23 protein-coding genes are annotated in these 23167 nt (G+C 62.3%); 13 read left to right on the top strand and 10 right to left on the bottom strand.

Going from position 1 to position 23167, the window contains the following annotated elements; translation table 11 throughout:
- Positions 1-65: 65 nt before the first annotated feature.
- The gene (aldA, locus tag HX855_RS28500) at positions 66-1490 is read right to left on the bottom strand and encodes an aldehyde dehydrogenase (RefSeq protein ID WP_177084065.1); all 1425 of its coding nucleotides are present in this window, start codon (positions 1488-1490) and stop codon (positions 66-68) included.
- A 207-nt stretch (positions 1491-1697) separates the two neighbouring features.
- Here aldA and ccoN point away from each other — a divergent pair, with 207 nt between their 5' ends.
- Together ccoN and HX855_RS28490 are read left to right on the top strand one after the other, a co-directional pair.
- Complete coding sequence (gene ccoN / locus HX855_RS28495) at positions 1698-3125, top strand: cytochrome-c oxidase, cbb3-type subunit I (protein ID WP_177084063.1); 1428 nt, start codon at positions 1698-1700, stop codon at positions 3123-3125.
- Complete coding sequence (locus HX855_RS28490) at positions 3125-3346, top strand: cbb3-type cytochrome c oxidase subunit 3 (protein ID WP_177084061.1); 222 nt, start codon at positions 3125-3127, stop codon at positions 3344-3346. Before ccoN ends, HX855_RS28490 begins: the two co-directional genes overlap by 1 nt.
- A gap of 115 nt (positions 3347-3461) precedes the next feature.
- On the opposite strand, the gene HX855_RS28485 is transcribed toward HX855_RS28490, so the two are convergent.
- Complete coding sequence (locus HX855_RS28485; RefSeq protein WP_010171343.1) at positions 3462-3956, bottom strand: hypothetical protein; 495 nt, start codon at positions 3954-3956, stop codon at positions 3462-3464.
- 126 nt (positions 3957-4082) lie between these two features.
- Here HX855_RS28485 and HX855_RS28480 point away from each other — a divergent pair, with 126 nt between their 5' ends.
- On the top strand, positions 4083-4778 hold the full coding sequence (locus tag HX855_RS28480; protein WP_177084059.1) for an aspartate/glutamate racemase family protein: 696 nt from the start codon (positions 4083-4085) through the stop codon (positions 4776-4778).
- Here HX855_RS28480 and HX855_RS28475 read toward each other — a convergent pair.
- Positions 4775-5287, bottom strand: coding sequence for a GNAT family N-acetyltransferase (locus tag HX855_RS28475; RefSeq protein ID WP_177084057.1), 513 nt, complete (start codon positions 5285-5287; stop codon positions 4775-4777). The two genes, HX855_RS28480 and HX855_RS28475, sit on opposite strands and share 4 nt — an antisense overlap.
- A gap of 204 nt (positions 5288-5491) precedes the next feature.
- Here HX855_RS28475 and HX855_RS28470 point away from each other — a divergent pair, with 204 nt between their 5' ends.
- The 4 genes from HX855_RS28470 (at position 5492) to HX855_RS28455 (ending at position 9771) form a co-directional block, all read left to right on the top strand.
- A complete protein-coding gene (locus HX855_RS28470) occupies positions 5492-6463 on the top strand; it encodes a helix-turn-helix transcriptional regulator (RefSeq protein ID WP_177084055.1) in 972 nt (323 codons plus the stop codon).
- Between the two features lie 108 nt (positions 6464-6571).
- Positions 6572-7447 (top strand): transporter, encoded by an 876-nt coding sequence (locus HX855_RS28465; RefSeq protein ID WP_177084053.1) that lies wholly within the window; start codon positions 6572-6574, stop codon positions 7445-7447.
- A 22-nt stretch (positions 7448-7469) separates the two neighbouring features.
- A complete protein-coding gene (locus HX855_RS28460) occupies positions 7470-8645 on the top strand; it encodes an MFS transporter (RefSeq protein ID WP_177084051.1) in 1176 nt (391 codons plus the stop codon).
- Between the two features lie 13 nt (positions 8646-8658).
- Positions 8659-9771, top strand: a complete 1113-nt coding sequence (locus HX855_RS28455; RefSeq protein WP_177084049.1) for a class II histone deacetylase — start codon at positions 8659-8661, stop codon at positions 9769-9771.
- Here the strand turns inward: HX855_RS28455 and HX855_RS28450 are convergent.
- Together HX855_RS28450 and HX855_RS28445 are read right to left on the bottom strand one after the other, a co-directional pair.
- Positions 9768-10910 carry a glycerate kinase gene (locus HX855_RS28450; RefSeq protein WP_177084047.1) on the bottom strand — a complete coding sequence of 381 codons (1143 nt, stop codon included), beginning with the start codon at positions 10908-10910 and terminating at the stop codon, positions 9768-9770. The two genes, HX855_RS28455 and HX855_RS28450, sit on opposite strands and share 4 nt — an antisense overlap.
- A gap of 91 nt (positions 10911-11001) precedes the next feature.
- The gene (locus HX855_RS28445) at positions 11002-12108 is read right to left on the bottom strand and encodes a sugar diacid recognition domain-containing protein (RefSeq protein WP_177084045.1); all 1107 of its coding nucleotides are present in this window, start codon (positions 12106-12108) and stop codon (positions 11002-11004) included.
- 160 nt (positions 12109-12268) lie between these two features.
- Between HX855_RS28445 and HX855_RS28440 the strand changes: the two genes are divergently transcribed.
- The gene (locus HX855_RS28440; RefSeq protein ID WP_177084043.1) at positions 12269-13579 is read left to right on the top strand and encodes an MFS transporter; all 1311 of its coding nucleotides are present in this window, start codon (positions 12269-12271) and stop codon (positions 13577-13579) included.
- A gap of 252 nt (positions 13580-13831) precedes the next feature.
- Positions 13832-14155, top strand: a complete 324-nt coding sequence (locus HX855_RS28435; protein WP_177084041.1) for a hypothetical protein — start codon at positions 13832-13834, stop codon at positions 14153-14155.
- Between the two features lie 85 nt (positions 14156-14240).
- Here HX855_RS28435 and HX855_RS28430 read toward each other — a convergent pair whose 3' ends face one another.
- Positions 14241-14945 carry an SDR family oxidoreductase gene (locus tag HX855_RS28430; RefSeq protein WP_177084039.1) on the bottom strand — a complete coding sequence of 235 codons (705 nt, stop codon included), beginning with the start codon at positions 14943-14945 and terminating at the stop codon, positions 14241-14243.
- A gap of 100 nt (positions 14946-15045) precedes the next feature.
- Here HX855_RS28430 and HX855_RS28425 point away from each other — a divergent pair, with 100 nt between their 5' ends.
- From HX855_RS28425 to rarD, 3 genes are all read left to right on the top strand, one after another.
- Entirely contained in the window at positions 15046-15948 is a 903-nt protein-coding gene (locus tag HX855_RS28425) for a LysR family transcriptional regulator (protein ID WP_177084037.1), read from the top strand.
- Between the two features lie 76 nt (positions 15949-16024).
- Positions 16025-17032: an aldo/keto reductase gene (locus HX855_RS28420; RefSeq protein WP_169388596.1), complete on the top strand. Its 1008-nt coding sequence runs from the start codon at positions 16025-16027 to the stop codon at positions 17030-17032.
- Between the two features lie 207 nt (positions 17033-17239).
- Positions 17240-18121, top strand: a complete 882-nt coding sequence (gene rarD, locus HX855_RS28415) for an EamA family transporter RarD (protein ID WP_177084035.1) — start codon at positions 17240-17242, stop codon at positions 18119-18121.
- A gap of 118 nt (positions 18122-18239) precedes the next feature.
- Here rarD and hppD read toward each other — a convergent pair whose 3' ends face one another.
- Together hppD and HX855_RS28405 are read right to left on the bottom strand one after the other, a co-directional pair.
- Positions 18240-19316 carry a 4-hydroxyphenylpyruvate dioxygenase gene (gene hppD, locus HX855_RS28410; RefSeq protein WP_177084033.1) on the bottom strand — a complete coding sequence of 359 codons (1077 nt, stop codon included), beginning with the start codon at positions 19314-19316 and terminating at the stop codon, positions 18240-18242.
- Between the two features lie 246 nt (positions 19317-19562).
- Complete coding sequence (locus HX855_RS28405; protein ID WP_177084031.1) at positions 19563-20486, bottom strand: DMT family transporter; 924 nt, start codon at positions 20484-20486, stop codon at positions 19563-19565.
- Between the two features lie 77 nt (positions 20487-20563).
- Between HX855_RS28405 and HX855_RS28400 the strand changes: the two genes are divergently transcribed.
- Positions 20564-21454 (top strand): LysR family transcriptional regulator, encoded by an 891-nt coding sequence (locus HX855_RS28400; RefSeq protein WP_177084029.1) that lies wholly within the window; start codon positions 20564-20566, stop codon positions 21452-21454.
- Here HX855_RS28400 and HX855_RS28395 read toward each other — a convergent pair.
- Entirely contained in the window at positions 21427-22173 is a 747-nt protein-coding gene (locus HX855_RS28395; RefSeq protein ID WP_177084027.1) for a molecular chaperone, read from the bottom strand. The two genes, HX855_RS28400 and HX855_RS28395, sit on opposite strands and share 28 nt — an antisense overlap.
- Positions 22173-22745 carry a fimbrial protein gene (locus HX855_RS28390; protein WP_256352963.1) on the bottom strand — a complete coding sequence of 191 codons (573 nt, stop codon included), beginning with the start codon at positions 22743-22745 and terminating at the stop codon, positions 22173-22175. The genes HX855_RS28395 and HX855_RS28390 overlap by 1 nt, the downstream gene beginning before the upstream one ends.
- Between the last annotated feature and the right edge of the window lie 422 nt (positions 22746-23167).

Below are 23167 nucleotides of genomic sequence, written 5' to 3'. Positions count from 1 at the left end.
CGGGCACCCACTGTGCAGGTGCCCCGATAATTGTTTTTATTGAGGTAAAGCCGGTGGTCGGTGACTCAGTACTTCATGACCACCAAACGGGTCTGGGTGAACTCAAGCATCCCGTGCTTGCCGTCATCGCCGCCCAGCCCTGAGCGTTTCCAGCCGGCGTGGAAACCCTGGTAAGGGTCCGCCGGGGTGCGATTGACGTACAACTCGCCAGCCTCAATGGCATTGGCGACTTTCATGGCCGTGCGGTAGTTCTCGGTGTAGAGCACCGACGACAGGCCGAACTGGTGGTCGTTGGCCAGGGCCAGGGCTTCGTCGATGTCGCGGTACTTGAGCACCGGCAGCACCGGGCCGAAGATTTCTTCCTGGATGATTTCCATGTCCTGGCGGCAGCCGCTGAGCAGGGTCGGCGGGTAGAAATGGCCCGGGCCTTCGGGGAGTACGCCGCCTGTTTCCAGTACAGCACCGTCGGCAATGGCGCGCTCGACCATGGCGTGAATATTCTGCCGGGAGCTGGCGTTGACCAGCGGGCCCATCAGGCCGGCATCTGTGGAGCGGTCACCGAATTTGACAGCGCTGATCTTGGTCTTGAGCAAGGCCAGGAATTGGTCGTAGACGCTTTCCTGCACATACACCCGCTCCACCGCCGTGCACAGCTGGCCGCAGTGGGTGGTCTTGGAAGCGATGATGTCGCTGGCGGCCTTTTCCAGGTCGGCGTCGGCCTCGATGATCGCCGGGGTCTTGCCGCCCAGTTCCAGGGACGGCTTGGCGATGTTGGCCTTGCAGTAATCGAGCACGATGCGCCCGGCGTTGACGCTGCCGGTCAGGGTGATCAGGCCCACGGCCTTGTGGGTGCACAGCGTGGCGGCGGTGGCGTGGTCCATGGTCAGGATGTTGATCACACCGGCCGGCATGCCCGACAGCGAAACGGCGCGGGCGATTTCAAAGGCGGACAACGGGGTGTTGTTGCTCGGGCGCACCACCACGGTGTTGCCGGCAATCAGCGCCGGAGCGATTTTGCGCAACAGGGTGTAGACCGGGTAGTTGAACGGAATCAGGCAGGCCACGACGCCAATGGGCTCGCGTTGCAGGAACAGGTTTTCGTCCGGGGTGTCGCTGGGGATGATCTCGCCTTCAATGCGGCGCGCCCATTCGGCGTGATAGCGGGTGATCTGTGCGGCGTACCGCGCTTCGTTGCTGGCGTCGTCGAGGCTTTTACCGGACTCGCTGGCCAGCGCCTTGCCTATGCTTTCAGCGCAGGTTTCGAGGGCGTCGGCGAAAGCCCGCAAGTGCTCGGCACGCTGGATGCTGGTGAGTTTGCCCCAGGTTTTTTGTGCGGTAGCGGCGGCGTTGACGGCAGCGGTGGCTTCTTCAGGGGTGGCGGCGCAGACCTGGCCTACCTGGGCCTCGGTCGCGGGGTTGTAGACCGCGATCTGGGTGGTGCTGGCAGGTTCGGCAAACTGGCCGTTGAAATAGTTGCGCTCGATTTGCATGTGGTTTTTGCCCAATCGTTGTTGTTTTGCGAGTGACTTGCAGTTTTGTCATTGGGCGGGGGTTGGACAAACGATTTATTGACGGGGGTAACGTGCGAAAAATGCAGGTTAGTGGCTGATCCGTATTAATGACCTGGGCCTGAGTCTGTATTGTTCCCCCCATCCTTCCTAAAGTGCCGCCCACTTGGAACCCTGGGAGGACTAAGCATGCAACCACCACTAACCGCACAGGCCTACAACTACAAGGTCGTGCGTCAATTCGTCATTGCAACCATCGTTTGGGGCGTGGTCGGCATGGCCATGGGCGTGTGGATCGCCTCGCAACTGGTCTGGCCCGAGATGAACCTCGACCTGCCCTGGACCACCTTCGGGCGCCTGCGCCCGCTGCACACCAGCCTTGTGATCTTCGGCTTTGCCGGCAGCGCGCAATTCGCCGCCAGCTACTACGCAGTACAGCGCACCTGCCAGGTACGGCTGTACTCGGACAAGCTCGCCGCCTTCACATTCTGGGGCTGGCAATCGGTGATCGTGATCATGTTGGTCAGCCTGCCGCTGGGCTACACCACCACCAAGGAATACGCCGAGATCGAGTTCAGCGGCGCCGTGTGGATGACCGTGGTGTGGGTCGCCTATGCGATCGTGTTTTTCACCACCGTGGTGCAGCGCAAGACCCAGCACATCTACGTCGGCAACTGGTTCTTTGGTGCGTTCATCGTGGTGATCGCGATGCTGCACGTGGTCAATCACCTGTCGATCCCGGTGGACTGGTTCAAGTCTTACCCGGTGTATTCCGGGGCCACCGACGCCATGGTGCAGTGGTGGTACGGGCACAACGCCGTGGGTTTCTTCCTGACCACCGGCTTTCTGGGGATGATGTACTACTTCGTGCCCAAGCAAGTCGGGCGGCCGGTGTATTCCTATCGCTTGTCCATCGTGCACTTTTGGGCGTTGATCACCCTGTATATCTGGGCCGGCCCGCACCACTTGCACTACACCGCGCTACCGGACTGGGCACAGTCGCTGGGCATGGCCATGTCGCTGATCCTGCTGGCGCCCAGCTGGGGCGGGATGATCAACGGCATGATGACGCTCTCGGGGGGCTGGCATAAATTGCGCACTGACCCGATCCTGCGCTTCCTGGTGCTGTCGCTGGCGTTCTACGGGATGTCGACGTTTGAAGGGCCGATGATGGCGATCAAGACCGTCAACGCCCTCTCCCACTACACCGACTGGACCATCGGCCACGTCCACGCCGGCGCGCTGGGCTGGGTGGCGATGATCACGTTTGGCTCGCTGTACCACATGATCCCGAAGGTTTTCGGGCGCACGCAGATGCACAGCGTGGGGCTGATCAATATGCACTTCTGGCTGGCGACCATTGGCACGGTGCTGTACATCGCCTCGATGTGGGTCAACGGCATCACCCAGGGCCTGATGTGGCGGGCGGTGAACGATGACGGCACCCTCACCTACTCCTTTGTGGAAGCCTTGCAGGCCAGCCATCCGGGGTTTGTGGTGCGCTTTGTCGGCGGGGTGTTTTTCCTCAGCGGCATGTTGCTGATGGCGTACAACACCTGGCGCACGGTGCGGGTGGCGGACTTGAAGGTAGCGCAGCTTGACGCGCAGATCGCCTGATGTGGGAGACCGTGCTGAACCTGGCGGCGGTGATCGGCCTGTATGGTGCGGTGGAGTATTGCTTGCGGGGTGAGTCGAGGGAGAGCCTGGATGAGGCCAGCCTGATTCCGTTCGCCGACGACCCGGAAGTGGCGCGGCGGGTGGAGTTGGCTACGGGCAAGCGGGTCAACGCGGTGGCGCCTGAAGAGGTAAAGCCGGGTTGGGGCAATGTCGATATCTGAGAAAGGAATACGATCAATGTGGGAGCTGGCTTGCCTGCGATGCGGGCCACTCGGTGCTTATGAAACACCGCGGTGATGCTATCGCAGGCAAGCCAGCTCCCACAGAAGCCATGACTCACCCGCGTTCGCGGGGTATCAGGCTCTGCAACTGCAAGGCCAGGAAGTTGGCATCGAAGCCGAAGGTGTCCGGGTCTTTCAGGCCATTGGTTTTCTTCCACAGCCAGTCGTTTTTCCCCGGCAGCAACACCAGGGAAATGCTGCCGTAGCGGGCGGCGGTCAAACCCATCACCGACAGTGAAATCAGGCCGCCGGCGCCCATTACATCCGGCACGAACTCCACGGGTTTGCCGGCGATATGGATGGTCAGTTTCTCGGTTTTAAAGGTGGAGGTCTCCACCGGCACGCTCGGGCCGGAAGCCACATACGCTTCGCGCTGCACTTCCAGCAAACCGACAGTCTTCACCGGCTCCAGCCACTGCTCGATCTGACCGAACAGCTCGCCGATCTTCTGCGCCCAATGGGCCGACTGCACGTCGAACTGCTGTTTCTTGTGGGCTTCGCTGTCGGCGTAATGACGCAGCATCTCGCCCAATTGTTGTACATCGTCCATTGCCGTGTTCCTTGGGTGACCCATGTTACGAGCCTTGATCATGGCAGATGCCGCACACGGGCGTATGACTAAAGCGCAGCGCGCGGGTAAGGTGGGACCCCCGCCCGTCCATTTCAGGAGTTTTGCATGCGCACCATCGGCCTTATCGGCGGCATGAGCTGGGAGTCCAGCGCCGAGTATTACCGCATCATCAACCAGCGCGTGCGCGACCAGCTCGGGCCGCTGCGCTCGGCACAACTGTTGATGTACAGCGTCGACTTCGGCCCCGTGGAGCAGGCCCAGCACGCCGGGCGCTGGGACGACGCCGCGCTGATCCTGGAAGATGCCGCCCGTCGCCTGCAAGCCGGTGGCGCCGAATGCATTGTGCTGTGTACCAACACCATGCACCGGGTGGCGCCGCGCATTGAAGCGGCGGTGTCCATACCGTTTCTGCATATTGCAGACGCCGCCGGCGCCGCAGCGGTCGAGGCCGGCACCCTGACCGTGGGGCTGCTCGGCACCGCGTTTACCATGGAGCAGGAATTTCTCAAATCGCGGCTGGCGGCCCAGGGGCTGACCGTGCTGGTGCCGGACGCCGACGAGCGCCGGGCCGTGCACCGGATCATCTATGAGGAGTTGTGTGTCGGGGTAATCAGCGACGCATCGCGCGAGGTGTACCAACGGGTGATCGAGTCCCTGGCGGCGCGGGGCGCCCAGGCCATCATTCTTGGCTGCACGGAAATCAGCCTGTTGATCAAGCCACAGCACAGTGACCTGCCCTTGCTGGACACCACCGAGCTGCATGCGCAGGCTGCGGTGGCGTTTGCCTTGCAGGACGACTAGGCAGGCTTGCGGATGCGCGCCATGGTCAGGGTGTCGACGAATGCGCCGTCACGTACGGCGTAATCCCGCAGCCGGCCTTCGGTCTCGAAGCCGAACTTGTGGTACAGGCGGTGGGCGGCTTCGTTGTCGGCGTACACCGTCAGTTCCACCCGGTGCAGGTTCATCCAGTTATCCGCCACCTCCAGCGCCGCGCTCAACAGCCGGGAGCCCACGCCCTTGCCCTGCCAGGCCGTAGCCACGCCCATGCCGAATGAGCCGGCGTGGCTTTGGCGCACGCGCAGATACTGTTCCAAACCGAGTTGACCGATGACCTCGCCCGCATGCAACGCCACCAGCTGTAGCCGCCGTTCGTTGTCCTGCACCAGGCGTTTGCGCCACGCCTCGACCGACTGGAAAGGCATTTGCAGCACCTGACGGCAGACGGCCGGGTCGTTGTAGAGCGCAGTGACGCCGTCAAGATGGGCCTCGGTAAAGCGCGTGATAACGATCTTGGGTTCAGGTGTGTGCATGGTGTTTCATCCTGTGAAAAACACGTGGCCGACCAGTGTAGGCGGCAGACCGGTTTTTTGGCGAGCATAAATCCTGCCGCACATCGTGCATCTGTAGGATAGCGATCGCCCCTCGCAGCGCCGATACTTCACCCAGGCCCTGCACCGTTTCGGCCTTAAAACCCTGTGACTAAAACAATAAAAAAGTCCCACAGAGGAACGCCCATGAGCCGTCTTGATCCTCCTGGCCTGTTACAGGCTTTCAGCACCCTGACGCTTGATCTGCAACGCCTGGCCCAACACCAGGACATTGAACAATTTCACGGCCATGCCCTGACGCGTATCAGTCAGTTATTGCCCTTCGACAGCGCCTGGTGGGGCCGTGCGGCGATCATCGATGGCCTGCCGGAAGAACACAGCAGCTACCTGCATCACCTGCCGGCCACGTACCTGGCCGACTGGCAATCGATCCGCCATGTAGACGTGACGGTCGGGCTGGTGCACGAGGCGCCCGGCCAGGCGGTGATTGTCGACATGCTCGACCCCGCCAACGGCCCGGGCCAGAACTGGTTGGGGCAGCGCCATGGCATTGGCGAGTTGTTGTGCGTGATTCACGTCGACCCGCAAACCCGCCTCAGCGACCACTTGAGCCTGTACCGCAAGCCCGGCGCGCCCCACTACAACCAGGACGACTGCCAACTGCTGAATAACCTGATGCTGCACTTGGTGGCGTCGGTTTCGGCGAATCAGATCCGAACCCTCGTGGCCATGCGCGAAACCCTCACCAGCCCGCGCAACCTGGCCCTGGCGGTGTGCGACCAGCGCGGGGTGTTGCAGTGTGCCGAACGCGGGTTTGTCGACCTGTTGCTCAGTGAGTGGCCGCAATGGAGCGGTCCCGCCCTGCCGCTGCCGTTGGATGAGCGCGGGCATGAGGGCAAGCACATCCACATCGAGGCCTCGGCCGTGGGTGACCAGTTTCTGTTGGCGGCGCGCATCAACCGCGCCCTGCCCCAACTGAGCCCGCGGGAGAACGACGTGGCCCAGGGCTTTGGCGAAGGCAAGACCTACAAGGAAGTCGCCCGCGACCTGGGCCTGTCGCCGAACACCGTGCGCCATCACATCCGCGCCATCTACAGCAAGCTTGGGGTCAAGGACAAAGCGCGCATCGCGCACTTGCTGCACGCCCCGCCCGACTGATCTCAGCCCTCTATTCGTTGCTTTTTTGCGCTGTCGTTTTGACGGCCACGGGCGCCCTTTGCCCATTTTCCGCTGCCACCCATAACAGTCCATAAGAGATGCCTTGCGATGAATCACCCTACCTTGCGTCACCTGGCCATGCTGCTGGGCGGCACCCTGCTGAGCCTCGACAGCCAGGCTGCCGACCTCAACGCCCGGGATTTTTTCGGCGCGCCGTCCGGCACCAGCCTCGGCGTGCTGTACTTGCCCGCCTCACGCTACGATGATTTCCACGGCCCGGCCGACACTACGGGCAAGGCCGACCTGAAGGTCAACGCCGTGGCGTACCGCCAGGTGTTTTTCACTGACATCTGCGGCACGCTGTGCACCCCGCAATTTATCCTGCCCTTCGCCGACATCAACGCACGCTTGCCCGGCGCCAGCCAGCACACCGGCGAGAGCGGCTTTGGTGATCCGCAGGTCGGCGGCACGCTGTTTTTCATCAATGACCCGGCCTCGCGCACCTACAGCGGGCTGTTGAGCCTGATCACCGTGCCGGTGGGCGAGTACCACAGCAAAAACCCCGACGTGTCTCCCGGTGCCAATCGCTGGGGCGCAACCTTCGTTTACAACTACACCCAGGGCATTGGCGAGAAATGGGTGCTGGAAGCCAACCTCGAAGCCCAGCTGTACGGCACCAATGACGACTATTTCGGCAGCGACCTCAAGCAAGACCCGCTGTACCGCCTGCAAGCCTTCGCCTCCTACGACTTCACGCCCGCCACCTATGGCGCATTGCGCTTGATCCACGCCGATGGGGGCGCACTGCGCATCAACGACCAGCGCATCGACGACACCCACAAGCGTTACACCCAAGTGGGTTTCGAGGTGGGGCACTGGCTCGACCGGCAGAACCAACTGATGTTCAGCCTTTCGCAAAACATCGCGGCGTCCAACGGCTACGCGGGCACCGACGCCCTGCTGCGGTTGGTCCATGTGTTCTGAATCACTTTCCCGGAGCTTGCCCATGAACACTCAGACCCACGCTGCAACCGCCGGCTTTTCGGCGCGTTCCTGGCCCTTGCTGGCGGCGATCATCCTGTTCGCCGCCATCACCCCGACCATCCTGATGACCGCACCGGCGGTGGCCGCGCAACTGGCCAGCCAATGGCAACTGAGCCCGTCACACATCGGCGACCTGTTCTCCACCGAGCTGGGGGCGATGAGCCTGGCCACCCTGCCCGCCTTCTGGTGGCTCAAGCGGGTGGACTGGCGCCTGGCAGCACTGGTGGCCGCCATTGCGTTCATTGCCGCCAACCTGCTGTCGATGCTCGCCGACACCTACGCCACCTTGCTTGCCTTGCGCTTTATGAGTGCCCTGGCGGGCGGTTCGTTGATGATCATCTGCCTGGCCAGCGCGGCAGCCACCGCCAACCCCAGCCGGATCTACGGTTTGTGGGTGATGGGGCAACTGGTGGTCGGCGCCATCGGCCTCGGGGTGTTGCCCGGGTTATTTGCGCGCTATGGGCTCGGCGCCTGCTACTTGATTCTCGCGGGGTTGATGACGCTGCTGCTGCCCCTGGCCCGCTGCTTTCCATCCGGCAGCCCGCCGCGCCAGCCAACCGATGCCGCGCCATTGCCGGGCTCCCGGGTGAAGGCTGCGCTGGGCATCGCCGGGATCCTGACTTTCTATATCAGCCTCGGCGGTGTCTGGACCTTTATCGGCGCCATCGGCAGCGGCGCTGGGATCTCCGCACAACACAGCGGTGAAGTGCTGGCCCTGGCCACGGTGATGGGAATCGTCGGCGCTGGTTGCGCTTCGGTGATTGGCACGCGGCTGCCGCGCCTGCTGCTGTTGCTGGCCGGCTACGCCCTGATGGCGGGTGCCGTGCTGTTGCTGACCGGTATGCCGACGCTGATGCGCTTCACCCTGGCGGCGCTGCTGTTCAAGTTCACCTGGACCTTCATCCTGCCGCTGATTCTCGCCTGCCTGGCTGACCTCGACCGCAGCGGCAAGCTGATGAACACCTCCAACCTGGTGATCGGCGCCGGCCTGGCCATCGGGCCGGCGATTGCCGGGCGGCTGATCGAAACCAGCGGCGGGTTTACCTCGCTACTGGTGGGCGGCGCCGCCGTCACCTTGTTGTCCCTAGCGCTGATGCTCGGCAGCCGCACCCCGCCTGACGCTGTTTTAACCCGCTGAACTGGAGACTCTGATGAACCGATCCACTGCGTTTTTCTTTGATGAACTAAGCCTCTGGCACAGCGCCGGCCCCCACGCCCTGACCTTGCCGGTGGGCGGTTGGGTGCAGCCGCCTGCCGGCACCGGGCATGCCGAGTCACCGGAGACCAAGCGGCGTTTGAAAAGCCTGCTGGACGTGTCCGGGCTGAGCCGTCACCTGCAACAGCACAGTGCCGCCCCGGCCACGGAGGAGGATTTGCGGCGAGTACACGGCGCCGACTACCTGCAACGCTTCAAGGCCCTGAGCGATGCCGGCGGCGGCGAGCTGGGGCCCCAGGCGCCGATTGGCCCAGGCAGCTACGAGATCGCCAAACTCTCCGCCGGGTTGACCATCGCTGCGGTGGACGCGGTGCTGAGCGGGCACGTCGGGAATGCCTACTCGCTGTCGCGGCCACCGGGGCATCACTGCCTGGCGGACGGCGCCATGGGCTTTTGCTTCCTGGCAAACATCGCCATCGCCATCGAGGCGGCCAAGGCGCGCCGTGGGCTGGGCAAGGTCGCGGTGATCGATTGGGATGTGCACCATGGCAACGGTACCCAGTCCATCTTCGAAGCACGCGGCGATGTATTGACGATCTCCCTGCACCAGGACGGTTGCTATCCGCCGGGTTACAGCGGTGAACAGGACCGTGGCCACGGCGCGGGCCTGGGGGCGAATATCAATATCCCGTTGCCACCCGGCAGCGGCCACGCGGCGTACCTGCATGCGATGGAACGCATCGTGGTGCCGGCCCTGGAGCGATTCGAGCCCGAACTGATCATCGTCGCCTGTGGTTACGACGCCAACGCCGTCGACCCGCTGGCGCGGATGCTGCTGCACAGCGAGTCGTTCCGCCTGATGACCCGCGCAGTGCGTGAGGCTGCCGAGAGGCTATGCCAGGGCCGCCTGGTGCTGGTGCATGAAGGCGGCTACAGCGAGGCCTACGTACCGTTTTGTGGGCTGGCGGCGCTGGAGGAATTGGCCGGCGTGCGCACGGCGGTGGAAGACCCGATGCTGGAGTTTGTCCAACTGCAGCAACCGAAGGCGGCGCTGCTGGGCTTTCAGCGCCAGTGGATCGAGCAACTGGCGCAGGGCTTTGAGGCTTAAACCGCCGGAGCCGCCAATCGCCACACCCGGGCAATGTCCGAGGCACGCTCGCGCAACAACCGCGGCGCCTCGCTGCAGGCCTGCTCCAGGGTAGTCGGGCCGGACGGCAAGGCGAATGCAGCATCCACACCGTGGGCGTACATCTGCTCATAACCCTCACCCAACGTGCCGGCGATCACGATCACCGGCACGTTGTGCTGTTTGGCAATCCGCGCCACGCCAAACGGGGTTTTGCCCCGCAGGGTCTGGGCGTCGAAACGGCCTTCGCCAGTGATGACCAGGTCGGCGCCACGCACGGCGTTTTCGAGGCCCACCAGTTCGGCCACCACTTCAACCCCGGCGCAAAACTGCGCGCCCAGGAACGCCTTGGCGGCGAAGCCCAAACCACCGGCGGCGCCGCTTCCGGGTTCATCGCGCACGTCTTTGGGCAATACCTTCGCGCAGTGATCGGCGAAATGGCCGAGGGCGGCATCCAGTTGTTCGACTTGCTGGGGATTGGCACCTTTTTGCGGGCCGAAAATCGCCGAGGCGCCGTGGGGACCGCACAGCGGGTTGTTCACGTCGGCGGCGATTTCGAAGCGCACCTGGGCCAGTCGCGGGTCCAGTTGTTCGAGGCTGATGCGTGACAGCTGGGCAAGGGCCAGGCCACCCAGGGGCAGTGCTGCACCTTCGGCATCAAACAACTGCACACCCAGGGCAAGCATCGCCCCGGCACCGCCGTCGTTGGTGGCGCTGCCGCCAATCGCCAAAATCACGCGTTGAGCGCCGGCATCCAGGGCGGCGCGGATCAGTTCACCGGTGCCAAACGTGCTGCTGGAACAGGCATCCCGCTTACCCGGCGGCACGAGTTGCAAGCCACTGGCTTCGGCCATTTCGATGATTGCGGTGTGGCTCTCGGCCAACCAGCCCCAATGGGCGTCGACGCTGGCGCCCAACGGGCCTTGCACGCGGGTCGTGCGCAACTCGCCCTGGCAGGCCGCGAGCACCGACTCCACCGTACCTTCACCCCCGTCCGCCATCGGGCACCGGATCAGCTCGGCGTCGGGCCACACCGTGGCCAAGCCCTCGGCGATGGCAGTTGCCACGCCTTCGGCACTCAGGCTGTCCTTGAACGAGTCGGGGGCGATGATGATTTTCATGGGCTTTCTCCGGTTTTTATAACGCCCATGCTGCCAGTTGGCACACGCAATAACGCCGGTCCATTGCACAAGAGTGGCTGGGGTTTGTTGTTCATTTCGACAAAGCCTGGGGCAATAGCTGCACGCCGAGGTACAACGCGAGCATGCCGTCCAGGGTCAGCGGGTCGACGCCGCTCAGCTCGGCGATGCGCTCCATGCGGTAGCGCAGGCTGTTGCGGTGGATACCCAGGGCGTCGGCGCAGGCCTGGCTTTGGCCGTCGTGGTCACACCAACTGCGCAGCGTCGCCAATAACTGGCCATTGCTGTCCTTGGCCAGCACCTTGCGCAGCGGGTTAAGCAATTCGTCGAGGGCGTCGTCGTTGCGGTGGCGCCAAAGCATCACCGGCAGGCGGTAGCGGTTGAGGGTCAACAGCCGCGACTCGGGCAGCACGTCGCGGCCATAGGCAAGCAGGTCGCCGACGCGCCGGTAGCAACGGCGCAGCCCCGCCAGGCCATCCGCCTGCCCGCCGACCGCAACCCGCAGGATGTTCCAGCCAAGAGCGTCGAGTTTTTCCAGCAGGCGCGGGTTGTCGACAGGGACCGACGCCGGCCGGCACCACAACAGCGAAAACTGCGCGGAGCTGACGCACCAACTGTCCGGGTAGCGCGACGTCAGCCAGGCGTTCAACGCCTCGGCCGACTGGCCGCTGCCCAGTTCAAACAGGTACGGCGTGCGCGCCAGTTGCGGCTTGAGGCCCAGTTGTTGCGCTTCGTCCACCAGGCGCGGGGAGTCGCCGCTCTCGGCCAGCAGCAGCGCCAACAGATCATCGCAACGCTGGCGGCGCCATTGTTGCTCGGCTTGCTGGTGGCGCTGGCTCACCAGCATTTCGGCGGTCATGCGCACCAGTTGGGCATACGTACGCAGCAGTTCGGGCTCGCCGGTAATGCCCAGCACGCCGATCAGGCGCTGGTCGTGCAGCAGCGGCAGGTTGATCCCGGGCTGCACGCCCTTGAGGTGCTTGGCGGTCTGGCTGTCAATCTCCACCACCCGCACATTCGCCAGCACCAACTGCGCACCTTCATGGCGGGTGTTGATACGCTCGGGTTCGCCACTGCCCAGAATCAGGCCCTGGCTGTCCATGACATTGACGTTATAGGGCAGAATCGCCATGGTGCGATTGACGATATCCTGCGCCAGGTCATGATCCAGCTCGAACATGGGGCTAAATTCCTGAAAAAACCGGTTGTTCATCGGCACAGCGCAAACCATGCCTGACTGTGCGCGAGCACAAAGACATCACCCCTTGAGGTGGCCGAGACTCATTAGGCGATCAACGTTACCCTCGCATCGCGAAAAATCATAATAAAGAGAGACTGCCATGTCACAGAGCGCCGCTGTCACCCAGGCCACCGATGACGATAAAAACGCCGTATACAAGCGCATTACCCTGCGCCTGATCCCCTTCATTTTCATCTGCTACCTGTTCAACTACCTCGACCGCGTCAACGTCGGCTTTGCCAAGTTGCAGATGCTCGACGACCTGAAATTCAGCGAGACCGTGTACGGCCTCGGTGCCGGGATCTTCTTTATCGGCTACGTGCTGTGCGGCGTACCGAGCAACCTGGCGCTGACCCGGTTTGGTCCACGGCGCTGGATTGCCCTGATGATGATCGTTTGGGGCGCACTGTCCACCTGCCTGCTGTTCGTCACCACACCCACGCATTTCTACGGCTTGCGCCTGCTGACCGGTGCCGCCGAAGCCGGGTTCTTCCCGGGCGTGGTGCTGTACCTCTCGCAGTGGTTCCCGACCTTCCGCCGTGGGCGGATCATGGCGCTGTTCATGTCGGCGATCCCGGTGTCCGGCTTGCTGGGCAGCCCGTTCTCCGGCTGGATCCTCAACCACTTCGCTGCCGGCCAGGGCGGGCTTGCGGGTTGGCAGTGGATGTTCCTGCTGCAAGGCATCCCGACGGTGATCCTCGGCGCCCTCGCCTACTTCCTGCTCAGCGACAGCTTTGCCAACGCCAAGTGGCTCACACCCCATGAGCGTGCGGTACTGGAAGCCGACCAGGCCACCGACCTCGCGAACAAGCCGAAAACCACCAGCGACTCACTGCTGGAAGTGTTCAAGAACCCGGCCATCTGGGCGTTCGGCCTGATCTACTTCTGCATCCAGAGCGGCGTGTACGCCATCAACTTCTGGCTGCCGTCGATCATCAAGAACATGGGCTTCAGCGATAACCTGGTGATTGGCTGGCTGAGTGCAATCCCCTACCTGCTGGCGGCGGTGTTCATGCTGCTGGTGGGCCGCTCTGCCGACTTGCGCAAAGAGCGTCGCTGGCACCTGGTGGTGCCGATGCTGATGGGCGCGATCGGGCTGGTGATTGCGGTGAACTTTGCGACCACACCGGCGATTGCGATTCTCGGCCTGACCATCGCCACCATGGGCGCCCTCACCGGCCTGCCGATGTTCTGGCCCGTGCCTACCGCCATGCTCAGCGCCGGCGCTGCGGCGGGTGGCCTGGCGCTGATCAACTCCATGGGCCAGATGGCCGGCTTCCTGAGCCCGTATATCGTCGGGTTTGTGAAGGATGCCACCGGGTCTACGGACCTGGCGCTGTACTTGCTGGCGGCGGTGATCGTCGCGGGCAGTGTGCTGGCGCTGCGGATGACGCGGACACTCAAGGCCTGACATCAGGGCAAACCGGCACCGTCGACCTCCATGACGGCGCCGGTGTTTTTATAGTCAAAACACCGCCGGACACCCGTATTAACTTCAACGCCAGAGCCAGGTAACAAACAGGCTACAAACCTTACCTAACCTTTACTCTGACCCCGCGTCATTCCGTCAAAAAGCACTGTCTGAAACGTATGCCCGGGAATATGATTAAAACCGGTTCGATGCATAGGTAGAGGACTTGTCATGATCAGTCGACTCTCAAAAATGAAAGTAGCACTCGTGCTGATTGCTACCCTCGCCATGGCAGGGCAAGCAGAAGCCCGTGGTGGGTACGGCTATGGATGGGGTCACGGTGGTTACCATGGTGGTTGGGGCTGGGGCGGTCCCGCCCTGCTGGGTGCGGTGGTCGGCGGTCTTGTAGTGGGCTCAGTGGTTGCCAACTCCCAGCCTCCGGTCTACGTGCAACAACCGGTTTACGTCCAACCGCAGCCGGTGTACATCCAGCAACCGCCGCCGGTCTACTATCAGGCGCCGCCGCCTCCAGGCTACTACTACCCGCCACAACCGGTTCCGGCACCGCGTTATTAAGCGCAAGCGGGTCATCAACGATGGTGCAAGTGACGCAGGTCCCACCTGAAAGCGGGACCTGTTTTGTTTGCACGACAAAATACGCTTAGAGCAGCCCGCCGCCGTCGACATCAATCACGCTACCGGTGATAAACCCGTTCTCCATCGCCAGCACATACCCGGCGGCCACTTCTTCGGCCTGCCCTACTCGCCCCACCGGCAACGCGCCGCCGGCCTTGGCAAACATCGCCAGGCGCTGCTCTTCGGACAACCCGGCATACGCCTCGGTGTCGATCACCCCCGGGCTGATCACGTTCACACGGCGTGGTGCCAGCTCCTTGGCCAACTGCTTGCCCAGGGCTTCAGTCGCGGCATTGATCCCGGTCTTGATGAACTGCCCCGCCACCGCTCGACGACCCAGTTGGCCCGAGGTCAATGTGATGCTGCCGTGCTCGCCGAGAAATGGCAGCGCCGCCTGGATCGCCCGCAGCGAACCCCAGAGCTTCACGTTGTAGTTATCTTGCGCCAGGTTAAGATCAGTCTCGATCAACGTCTTGGCCTGCACCGCAGGGCCTGCGGTGTAAACCAGATGGTCAAAACGCCCCACTGTTTCAAACAGGCGCTGCAACGAGGCGGCGTCAGTCACGTCCACCTGCTCGCTGCGCACACCGTTCTCCACGGCTGAAGACAAGCGCCGTCCGGCCAGCACCACTTGGGCGCCGCGTGCCACGGCTTGCTTGGCCACGGCAGCACCGATGCCGCTGCTACCGCCGATGACGATGATGGTTTTGCCGTTAAGGGGAGAAGTCATGGAGAAATACCTGGGTGAGAAAATGAGCGTTCATCTTCCCAGCTTGGCAATCGTCGAAAAATCCCGGTAAAACGACAAGATCTTTAAAGGATTTTTACAGATGAGCTCAATCCTCGACCTTGAAGTCTTCGTGCGCACCGCCGACACCGGCAGCCTGTCAGCGGCGGCCCGCAGTTTAAGCCTGACCCCGGCCGCCGCCAGCATTGCCCTCAAGCGCCTGGAAACCCGCCTGGGCATTCGCCTGCTGGCGCGCTCCACCCGCAGCATGCGCCTGACCGAAGAAGGCCGGCGCTACCTCGACAGCGTGCGTGTGGCCCTGGAGGCGTTGTCGGAAGGCGAATTGGCGATCAAGCAGCAAGGTCAGAGCCTGAGTGGTTTGCTGCAATTGGCCGCGCCCTCGGACTTCGGGCGCAACGTGCTGCTGGGCTGGCTGGATGAGTTCAAGCTCGAACACCCGAACGTGCGTCTTCAGTTGCTGCTTAACGACAGCAATGCCGACCTGTTCCGCGAAACCGTGGACATCGCCCTGCGTTTTGGCGTGCCCCGGGACTCCAGCCTGGTGGCGCTGCCGATAGTGCCTGGCCATCAACGGGTGCCCTGCGCCAGCCCCGACTACCTGGCACGCCACGGCACGCCCCGCACGCCCCAGGACCTGGCGCAACACAGCACGCTGCGCTACATGCGCCAGGGCCGCGCGAATAACACCTGGTACTTTCGCCAGGGCGCCCTGCTCCAGGAAGTCGAGGTCGGCGGTGATTACCTGAGCGATGACGGCGAGATCGTGCGGCGCTGGGCGTTGGCCGGCCATGGCATCGCTTATAAAGCCCAGTTGGATGTGGCCCGGGATATCAAGGCCGGGCGCCTGGTGCCGTTACTGACCGACTGGCAGGGCGAACCCACGCCGTTCAATTTGATGTGCCCGCACCGGCTGCAAGTGTCGGAACGGGTCAAGGTGCTGCACCGCTTCCTGCAACAGCGCTGCGCCGAACTATTACCGCAATAACCGTCCCGGGGCTTGTTCCAGAGCCTTGCTCTCTGGTATTGGATAGGCACTGTCTCCCCCTTTTGAGGTGTTCACGATGATTTACCGCACACTGGGCCAGTCCGGGTTGAAAGTCAGCGCGCTGACCCTGGGCAGCATGATGTTTGGCGAGCAGACCAACACTGAGGATTCGCTGCGCATCATCGACAAGGCCTGGGACCAAGGCATCAACTTTATCGACACCGCCGACGTCTACACCGGCGGGCGCTCCGAGGAAATCGTCGGTGAAGCCATCGCCCGCCAGCGCCAGGATTGGGTGCTGGCCTCCAAGGTGGGCATCGGCCCGGTGGATGGCCTGCCAAACCGCAGCGGCTTGAACCGCAAGCGGATTTTCAATGCGCTGGAAGCCAGCCTGACGCGCCTCGACACCGATTACCTGGACATCTATTACCTGCACCGTGAAGACCACAACACGCCGCTGGAGGTGACGGTTTCGGCCATCGGCGACTTGATCCGCGAGGGCAAGATCCGCCACTGGGGCCTGTCCAACTACCGCGGCTGGCGCATCGCCGAGGTGATCCGCGTGGCCGAACGCCTGGGGGTGGACAAGCCGATCATCAGCCAGCCGCTGTACAACATCGTCAACCGCCAGGCCGAGGTGGAGCAGATCACCGCCGCCGCCGCGTATGGTCTGGGTGTGGTGCCTTACAGCCCGCTGGCCCGTGGCGTGCTCAGTGGCAAATACGCGCCGGACGTGACGCCTGAAGCCGGCAGCCGCGCCGGGCGCCAGGACAAGCGCATCCTGGAAACCGAATGGCGCGTTGAATCCCTGCGCATTGCCCAGCAGATCCAGCAATACACCCAGGGCCGCGGCGTGGGGATTGTCGAGTTCGCGATTGCCTGGGTGCTGAACAACTCGGCGGTCAGCTCGGCGATTGTGGGGCCGCGCACCGAGGCGCAGTGGGACGCCTATACCGGCGCGCTGGAGGTGAAGATCACGGCGGAAGATGAGGCGTTTATTGATTCGCTGGTCACTCCAGGGCATGCCTCGACGCCGGGGTTCAACGACGTGAGCCATTTCGTATCGGGTCGGATTGCCCGATAGCCGAGCGGCCTACACCTGACCTGTGGTGAGGGGGCTTGTCCCCCGTTGGAGTGCGCAGCGCTCCCGCTTTTTTTGGGGCCGCTTCGCAGCCCAACGGGGGACAAGCCCCCTCACCACAAAACAGCGCAAACATCTCACCGCAAAAGCACTATATTCCCTCCCTGAAATCTCCCCTCTTTTGTAGCCATCGTTTTTCGCGAGGACAGTGTGTCTAAAGGTGTTGTGTTATCGGTATTGGCCTCGGTGCTGTTTGCCGTGATGTATTACTTCACGTCGCTGCTTACACCCTTGAGCGGCCTGGAGATCTTCGGCTGGCGGATGTTACTGACCGTGCCCTGCATGACCGTGTTCATGATCGTCAGCGGCGAGTGGCGGCGGGTGTGGGAATTGGCGCGCGTGATCGCCGGCAACCCGCGACTGGTGGGCGGGCTGGTGTTGTCTTCGGCGTTGCTGGGGGTGCAGTTGTGGCTGTTCATGTGGGCGCCACTCAATGGACGTAGCCTGGATGTATCGCTGGGGTATTTCCTGCTGCCGTTGACCATGGTCCTCACCGGGCGCCTGGTGTATGGCGAACAGTTGTCGCGCCTGCAAAAGGTCGCGGTGTTCTTTGCAGCCTGCGGCGTGCTTAACGAGGTGTACCAGGTGGGCGGTTTCTCCTGGGCCACGCTGGTGGTGATCATCGGTTACCCGATCTACTTTATCGTGCGCAAACGCCTGAAGACCGACCACCTGGGCGGGCTGTGGCTCGATATGGCGCTGATGTTGCCGGTGGCGTTGTGGTTTGTGCAAAGCGGCGAACAGGGTTTTGCGGTGCTCGACGCGCACAAAGGCTTGTATGCCTTGATCCCGATGCTGGGCTTGATCAGCGCATCGGCGCTGGTGTGCTACATCGTCGCCAGCCGCTTGTTGGCCTTCAGCCTGTTCGGGCTGCTCAGCTATGTGGAGCCGGTGCTGTTGCTGGGCGTGGCGTTATTGCTGGGGGAAAGTATCAAGGCCGGCGAATGGTTGACCTATCTACCCATCTGGCTGGCGGTGATGGTGCTGGTGTACGAAGGTTTCAAACACTTGGTTCGTCAGCGCAAGGCCTGATGTGAACCTGTTGGAGCGAGCTGGCTCGCGAAGAACCTGAGAGCAACGCGTTCATCCAGAATGTACGCGTTTTCGTTAACGTTCTTCGCGAGCCAGCCCGCTCCTGCAGAAAGCAGGATCAGTCAGCGGTGAGCACACCGCGACGTACCTGGTCGCGCTCGATGGATTCGAACAGTGCCTTGAAGTTACCTTCACCGAAGCCGTCATCACCTTTACGCTGGATAAACTCGAAGAACACCGGGCCCATCAGGGTTTCCGAGAAAATCTGCAGCAGCAGGCGCTTGTCGCCTGCCACTGACGAGCCGTCCAGCAGGATGCCCCGTGCTTGCAGTTGGTCCACCGGCTCACCGTGGTTCGGCAGGCGGCCTTCGAGCATTTCGTAGTAGGTGTCGGGCGGCGCGGTCATGAAGCGCATGCCGATCTTTTTCAACGCGTCCCAGGTCGTGACCAGGTCATTGGTGAGGAAGGCCACATGCTGGATACCCTCGCCGTTGAACTGCATCAGGAACTCTTCGATCTGGCCGGCGCCCTTGGACGACTCTTCGTTCAGCGGGATGCGGATCATGCCGTCCGGGGCGCTCATGGCCTTGGAGGTCAGGCCGGTGTACTCGCCCTTGATATCGAAATAGCGCGCTTCACGGAAGTTGAACAACTTCTCGTAGAAATTCGCCCAGTAGGCCATGCGCCCGCGGTACACGTTGTGGGTCAGGTGGTCGATGACTTTCAGGCCGGCACCTGCCGGGTTGCGCTCAACGCCTTCGAGGTACACGAAGTCGATGTCATAGATCGAGCTGCCTTCGCCGAAGCGGTCGATCAGGTAAAGCGGCGCGCCGCCAATGCCCTTGATGGCCGGCAGGTTCAGTTCCATCGGGCCGGTTTCGATATGGATGGGCTGGGCGCCCAGTTCCAGGGCCCGGTTGTAGGCCTGTTGCGAATCCTTGACGCGAAACGCCATGCCGCACACCGACGGGCCGTGCTCGGCCGCAAAGTAGGAGGCGATGCTGTTGGGTTCGTTGTTGAGGATCAGGTTGATCTCGCCCTGGCGGAACAGGTGCACGTTCTTGGAGCGATGGGTCGCGACTTTGGTGAAACCCATGATCTCGAAGATCGGCTCCAGGGTGCCCGGGGTTGGCGATGCGAATTCGATGAATTCAAAGCCCATCAGGCCCATTGGGTTTTCATATACGTCTGTCATTTTCGGTGCCTCATCATTCTTGTGCTTAACAAATAGTCAGTTGCGAGCAAGGATGAGGTGGCCAGGTGGCGCACAGGAGATACCCCGCACGCTGCGGGCGAGGAAGTCACCGAAGATGAGGGGGGACCCGAGTAGCTTCATGGTTGGATCGGTCTCTGACAGGCGTGGCTTGCGTAGTCGCAAGTCCATATTCTTGTATGCGTAAATCGATTCTACACAGCGTAACCCTCTTTGTCCGCTCTCTTATCAAATCCCCATTGCCCGGGCGGGCGCAAGCGGTTTGTTGCACAGGTAGATGCCCAGCAGGATCACCGCCCCGCCCAGCAGCATCGGCGCGGTCAGTTGTTCGCCGAGTAACAATGCTCCGCAGATGACCGCCGTCAGCGGGTTGAGGGCGATAAAAACACCCGCACGGGTGGCGCCGATGCGGCGCAGGCCATCGTAGTAGCCGATGTAGGCCAGCGCCGAACCCAACACGCCCAGGTACAACAGGCTCATCAGTTGGGGGCGATCGATGGCGCCCAACGCCTCCACCGTCAATCGGCCCGTCGCCAGGGTCGTGACCGTCAGCATCAGCGTTCCCAGCAGGATCGACCAGGTCACGGTTTGCAACGGCCCAAGGCTCAGGTTGAGGCTGCGGGAGAACAGCGAGTACACGCCCCACCCCAGCACACAGCCAAGAATCAGCAAGTCACCGATCCATGCATCGGCCTTGCCCTGTAACAACTGCGGGTTGCGACTGACGATCACCAGGCCCGCACCGCCCAGGCACAGCGCGATACCCTGAAGTTTAAGCGGCCCCAAGCGTTCCTTGAACAGCAGCCACGAGGCCAGGCCAATCACCGCCGGGTTCAGCGCCACGATCAACGACGCCCGGGACGCGTTGATGTAATGCAGCCCGTAGAAAAAGCACAGGTTGTAGAAAAAGATCCCGAAAAATCCCAGCATGGTCAGCTGCATCAGTTGCGTGCGGCTCGGGCGCACCAGACGAACCCGCGCGACACTCAGGAAGACCACAAGGGCCAGGCTGGCCAGCACAAAGCGCACCGTCGCCGCCAGCAATGGGTCCAGGCCTGCGGCCAGGTAGCGGCCAGCAACGAAAGTGCCGCCCCAGATCATGGTCACGGCCGCCAGTTTCAGATAGGTGAGACGGTCAGAGGTCGGGGGCATCAGATTTCTACTCAACAAACACGGGAATGACTTATTGTTCAGCTAATCCCTTGTCATCGTAAAATGAGTAAATACTCATGACCCTTACCCAACTGGAAATCTTCTCCCTGGTGGCCGAGCTGCAAGGCTTCACCAGCGCCGCCAATCGCTTGGGCATCAGCCAGTCGGCGGTGTCCCACGCAATCAAATCCCTGGAGCAGGAACTCGGTGTGGAACTGATTCGCCGTCACCAGTCCCGGGTGGAACTCAGCGATATCGGTCAACAGTTGCTGCTGCGTGCCCGGGCCATGCTCGGGCTGGCCAATACACTGCAACAGGAAGCCGCTGATGCTCGCGGGATGAAACGCGGCACGCTGCGCATCGGGTCGTTCGGGCCCACCTCGTCGACTCGGTTGTTACCCAGGATTCTGCAGCGCTTTCGCCAGGTGCACCCGGGCATAGAGGTGCACGTCGATGAAGGGCCGGATCCCCAGGTGGTGCAATGGCTGGAGGAGCGGCGCATCGATGTCGCGTTTGTGGTCTTGCCCGACGACCGTTTCGACACCTTTCCCTTGATCGAGGACCAACTGGTCGCCCTCCTGCCCGTGAACCATCCTTGCGCCCTCCAGCCCGGGATCAGCTTGAAGCAGTTGTGCAACGACCCGTTCATCCTGACCCAGGCCGGGTCGGCGGAGTTGGTCTCGCGCCTGTTCCTCGGGGCCGGCCTCAAGCCGGATATTCGCTACCGCTGTTCACAGTTACTGAGCACCCTGGATACGGTGCGGCGCGGGGATGGCGTGACCCTCGTTGCCGAGTTGTCACTGCCGCAGACGAACGACCCAGGTTATTTGAAGAAGCCGCTGGCACCGGCGGTCAAGCGTCAGGTGGGGCTGGCCGTGCTGGATCAACGCCAATCGTCTCCGGCCACCCTGGCGTTTATAAACCTGGCAACCCGGCTGGATTACTCATCGGATGTCCATTCGGCTTGATGGGTTTGTGTTGATCCGTTGTCGTCAATGGTCGTGAAACGTATCCCGGGCTTGTCCTGGGACCGGTCAGCCCCTGTCAGAAGCACCACCTCGGCCGAATGCGGCGCGATCATCGGCGGGTCGTCGCTACTGCTTTGCGCGCCATTGACGGTCAACACTACGTTGGAAAGGGTCACGTAATAGGCGCTCGGATTGCTGACCCCAAGCCTCGGTTCAGGCCCGGCAAGCTTGCGCCATTTCAGCGCCCGGGCAGCCTCCAGACTGGACGTCGACAGCACCTTGGGGCGCAGAAACAGTTTGATCCGCGTGCGAAACGCCACTTGCACAGTATTGGCGTGGCCTTCGGGGCTGGGAGGAACGCCCAGTACGTTGAGCCAGAATACCGACTCCCGGTCCGTGGGCAGCGCGGCGCCCTCCCTCTCGTTGAACGTCAGTCGCAACGCCTTGCCTTGCCCCGGCTCCATGCGCACGATGGGCGGGCTCAGGCTAAAGGGCACATCGCTGAGTTCGGGTGCCAGCTGCGCATCCCCGTCGTCGATCCAGGCTTGTACCAAGCGCGGACCACTGCTCTCGTTTTTCAGATTGACCGTGACCTCCCGTGCCGGCGCCGGATAGACCACCCGGGTGCGATCAATCACTATTTCCGCCCGCAGCGAGCCTGAAATCAGCAGCAGCGCCAGACTTGTCGCCAACACCGCCGGATTAAAAATCACCGCCATCAGCGATAGGCCATGGTGAACGTTGCCACACCGTTGGCTGTGCCTGCGGTGATATCGCGTTCGGTCTGGATATAACGGGCAGTCAGGGGGATAGAGAACGTGCCATTGCCTGTGCTGCCTGCCAACCATTGGTTGGGGTTGCCGATGACGGAGGAGTCAGCGCCATAGCGGATCAGCGTGGGCCCGCGTAACAGTTGCAAGGCCACACCGCTGGCGGTTGACGCGCGGGTGAGTGACAGCACGTCCGTGCGGTTGGCCGGTTGGGTCTGGTCGGTCAACGTGATCAGCACATCACGGGAACTGCCCTCACCTCCACTGCAGCTCAAGGTGATATTTTCAGTGGTAGTGCCGGCATTACTGCCGACCCCTTTGAAAGCCTTGACCGACACCGTCCCCAGCGACATTCGCACCGATGGCGTCGAAACGCTGCAGGTAGGCCTGCGCGGCGCTCTGAAGTCAATGCTTGGAAGCCTCGTCTCGTGAGTAGATCCACCGGTCGACGCTTCCAGGGAAAAGAACCCTAAAAATCCGCCACCATACGTTCCACCCGTGGTCGGACCGGTAACCACCATGTAAACGACGGCCTTGAACCCCCAAACGCCAAGCCGGTTACCGGTTGTATGTAAAGGTGGGTTCAAGGAAGGGCCGATGGCCACGTAGCCACCGTTTGTATCTGCAGCTCTCATTGCGAAACCAATACCGGGTACACCACTGGAGATAATCGGCATTCGTAGCCCGGAGTGGCTGAGGAACTGGCCTATATCAATGCCGTTCAGCCGGTAGCGGGAGCTGCGAATAATCCAATCGTCATATCCCGTACACCGGATGGCGTCGACCATGCCGAAACTGTACCCATTAGTATTTCCGATGACCTGGCCCACTACTGCGTTTGCGGGTACATCCACTATCGCAGGGGTGGACACGGTGAGACTTGGCCCACGTGAGCAGGTAGCAATCCCATAAGCCGTGTTGGACAGCAGTGCACCGCTGAGCA

This window comes from Pseudomonas sp. IPO3778 (genome assembly GCF_013386825.1).
Lineage (GTDB): Bacteria > Pseudomonadota > Gammaproteobacteria > Pseudomonadales > Pseudomonadaceae > Aquipseudomonas.
Note: the sequence above shows the minus strand (reverse complement) of the source record. Positions and strands in the feature narration are given on the sequence as shown.